At 27.9% G+C, this 4,053-nt stretch carries 4 protein-coding genes; all 4 read left to right on the top strand.

Going from position 1 to position 4,053, the window contains the following annotated elements; genetic code table 11:
- Positions 1-1,576: hypothetical protein (locus AB1Z17_RS03075; RefSeq protein ID WP_368050322.1), on the top strand; the 1,576-nt coding region annotated here is incomplete at its 5' end.
- Positions 1,573-2,826: a dihydroorotase family protein gene (locus tag AB1Z17_RS03080; RefSeq protein WP_368050323.1), complete on the top strand. Its 1,254-nt coding sequence runs from the start codon at positions 1,573-1,575 to the stop codon at positions 2,824-2,826. The genes AB1Z17_RS03075 and AB1Z17_RS03080, both read left to right, overlap by 4 nt.
- A gap of 39 nt (positions 2,827-2,865) precedes the next feature.
- Complete coding sequence (locus tag AB1Z17_RS03085; RefSeq protein ID WP_368050324.1) at positions 2,866-3,192, top strand: DUF4870 domain-containing protein; 327 nt, start codon at positions 2,866-2,868, stop codon at positions 3,190-3,192.
- Positions 3,193-3,249: 57 nt separating this feature from the next.
- A complete protein-coding gene (locus AB1Z17_RS03090; protein ID WP_368050325.1) occupies positions 3,250-3,903 on the top strand; it encodes an alpha/beta hydrolase in 654 nt (217 codons plus the stop codon).
- Positions 3,904-4,053 lie beyond the last annotated feature (150 nt).

Genomic DNA, 4,053 nt, shown 5'->3' on the forward strand with positions numbered 1-4,053 from the left:
AATAATTACAAATGATAAAGAGCTTTTAAATTTAGATACTAAAACTTTAAAAAACGAACTTATAAAATTAGAATATGCACCCAATTACTTAAATTTAAACAGTGCTATTTTAAAATTAAAAAGCATCAAAAACGATGCTAAAAACACAATACATAAACATATATTAATCTCTGATTTTCAAGATATTAATTTAAATTATATTGATAATATTAGCATTGTAAATTCGCCAATTCAACTTTTAAAAGTCACACCAGTATCAACCGAAAATATTTTTATAGATAGTTTATTTATATCCAGTAAAACTACTACTGAAATTAAATTAAATGTGGTTATTAAAAGCACTACAAACAATTCAGAAAATATTCCAGTTTCATTGTTTAATAATTCAAATTTGTTTGGAAAAGCTACCGCAAAATTTAATAATTCTAACGCAACCAATGTCCAATTTACCATTCCAAATGGAATTGATTTTTACGGAAAAATATTACTTAATGACACTTCTTTGGAATTTGATAACGACTTTTATTTTACGCTTTCCAAACCTGATAAAATAAACGTACTATCTATTGGGAGTTCATCGGATTTTTTAGCAAAAATTTATACTGAAAACGAGTTTAATTTCACCACTACTCCACTTCAAAATTTAAATTATAATGCAATCCAAAATCAACAGTTAATTATTTTAAATGAACTAGAAGAATTTCCAAATGCATTGATAACAAGTTTAAAAGAATATTACCAAAATGGTGGTAATTTAGTTTTAATTCCTTCAGAAAAAACAATTATTGCATCGTATAATAATTTGTTACAAACACTAAATATTGGTGCATTAAATGCTAAAACTTCTAAAGAACATAAAATTACAACTATCAATTACAGTCACCCTATTGTAAATGATGTATTTGAAAAAGAAATTAGCAATTTTCAATATCCAAAAACATCTGTACACTTTAAAAATAGTTTTAAAAATACAGCTGCTATTTTAAAATTCGATAACAATCAGACTTTTATGGCATCTGTAACTTCTAAAAACAGCACTTTTTATTGGGTAGCTTCACCTTTAAATAAAGAAATTTCAGATTTTGTACAATCACCACTAGTTGTTCCAGTGTTTTACAATTTTGCTAAAAACAGTTCAAAATTTTCTGAATTGTATTATACAATCGATCCTGAAACAACAATTGATATTAAAGCTTCATTAAATAAAGATGCTATTCTTAAGGTTTCTAACGGAACAACTGAATTTATTCCACTGCAACAAGTAGCGCAAAATAAAGTAACTATTTTTATAGAAAATACAATTTTAAAAAGTGGTCTTTATACTATCTTCAATAAAGAAGAGCCCTTAAAAACAGTAGCTTTTAATTACAATAGAATTGAAAGTGATTTATCCTACGCAGATTTAAACACGTTGCGAAACAACAATAAAAATATTCAAATTTCATCTTCAATAGATAAACTTTTTGACGAAATTAACAATCAACAAAAAATCAATTGGCTTTTTAAGTGGTTTTTAGCTTTTTCTGTGCTATTTTTGTTCATTGAAATACTGATATTAAAATATTTCAAAATATGAAGTTACTGATAAAATCTGCAATAATTATTGACTCCTCTAGTCCGTTTCATAACAAAAAACAAGATATTTTAATTGAAAACGGAAAAATCTCAAAAATCTCAACATCAATAGAAAATCCAAATAACTATAAAGAAATAAGGTTAGAAAATCTGCATATTTCTCAAGGTTGGTTTGACACAAGTGTTTGTTTTGGAGAACCAGGTTTTGAAGAACGAGAAACCATAGAAAACGGATTAAAAACAGCAGCAAAAAGCGGTTTTACAGATGTTGCTGTAAATGCAAATACGTACCCAGTTGCCGACAATAAATCTGCCATAGAATTTATAAAAAATAAAGGAAATAACAGTGCAACAGCCTTGCATCCAATTGGTAGTTTAACAAAAAATGCTAAAAGTGAAGACCTTGCAGAATTATTTGATATGCAAAACTCTGGCGCTATTGCATTTAGCGATTATAATAAACCGATTGAAAATGCCAATTTGTTAAAAATTGCGTTACAATATGCTCAAAATTTTGATGCGTTAATTTTAAGTTTTCCGCAAGACAATTCAATTGCACAAAATGGCTTGGTAAATGAACATATAAACAGCACAAAACTTGGCTTAAAAGGAATTCCTTCCTTAGCTGAAGAAATGCAAATTACCAGAGACTTATTTTTATTAGAATATACTGGCGGAAAATTACATATTCCTACTATTTCAACCGCAAAATCTGTTAAACTTATTAAACAAGCTAAAAAAAGCGGATTAAATGTTACCTGTAGCGTTGCAGCACATCATTTAGTTTTAACAGATGACGAGTTGGTTCATTTTGATTCAAACACAAAGGTTTTACCTCCTTTAAGAACGTTAAAAGATGTAAAAGCGTTGATAAAAGGTGTGAATGATGGCGTTGTAGATATGATTACCAGCGACCATAATCCAATGGATGTTGAGCATAAAAAAGTTGAATATAGCGCCGCTAAATTTGGAACTATAGGAATGGAAAGTTTATTTGGGGCATTAAACAAAGTGCTCCCGTTAGAAACATTAATAACCTGCTTAACAACTAAACCGAAAGACAGATTTGGAATTAAAAATATTTCAATAAATGAAGGAGAAAAAACAAACCTAACACTTTTTAATCCTGATTCTGAAACTGTTTTTACTGAAGATTGTATCGTTTCTACTTCTAAAAATTCAATTTTCTTAAACAAAAAAATGAATGGAAAAGTATATGGAATTATAGCAAAAAACAAAGTTGTATTGTAATTTTATATATTTACAAAAAAGCTTTAAAAAAATAAAATTATGGAAAATCAAACAGTAAACGAGGGTAAAACAACTGCTATTATTGCTTATTTATGGGTAATTGGTTTAATAATTGCATTTATAATGAACAACGATAAAAAGAATTCTTTTGCTGCTTTTCACATCAGACAAATGATAGGTTTTAATATTTTCTCACTAGCAAATACTTTTATAATTGGAAATTATTTTGGCTTATGGACTTCAGGTTTAATAGGCCTAGGTTTATTGGTGCTTTGGATAATAGGGCTTATTGGTGCGGCGCAAGGAGAAGAAAAAAGTATGCCATTAATTGGAGATTTATTTCAAGATTGGTTTAAAGGAATTTAATAATTAATAAAATTATATATTTTAAGTCGCGCCTAAAGCGCGACTTTTATTTTAACAATGGAAAAACTAGCATTACAATATATTACAAGAGAACCAAATACAATTTCAGAAAAAACATCGCTTTTAATACTTTTACACGGTTACGGAAGCAACGAAGAAGATTTGTTTTCTTTTGCAACCGAACTACCAGAAGATTTAATTATAATTAGCGCACGTGCACCTCAAAATTTAGGATTTGGAAGTTATGCCTGGTACACCATCAATTTTACCGCAGATGCGGGTAAATTTTCAGACATTCCAGAAGCTATTGAGGCTAGAGAACTAATCGCTAAATTTATTGATGAAATTCAGAATAAATATAAAATATCTCCTGAAAAAACATTTTTATTAGGCTTTAGTCAAGGTACTATTTTAAGTTATGCTGTGGCTTTAAATTACCCGGAAAAAGTTCAAAAAGTAATTGCTTTAAGTGGTTATATAAACCCTGAATTATTACCAACTACTTTAGAAACAAATGATTATAGCAAATTAGATTTCTTTATTTCGCACGGAAATGTAGATCAGGTAATTCCTGTAGAATGGGCTAATAAAGCACCTGAATTTTTAAATCATTTAAAAATTAAAAATAGTTATCAGGAATATCCGGTTGGTCATGGTGTTGCACCAAAAAACTTTTTCGACTTTAAACAATGGATTGAAGAGAGGTTATAATTTATATTGATTTTTTTTAGTATTTTTAATTCAACACAATAAATCAAAAATGGAAACATTAAATGATATTTTAAATTTTGAACTTTTTAGCTTAGGAAAATACACCTTAAAAGTTTCTAAATTGATAACTATATTAATGGTTATTGTGAT

It is taken from the genome of Lutibacter sp. (genome assembly GCF_040883305.1).
Taxonomy (GTDB): domain Bacteria; phylum Bacteroidota; class Bacteroidia; order Flavobacteriales; family Flavobacteriaceae; genus Lutibacter.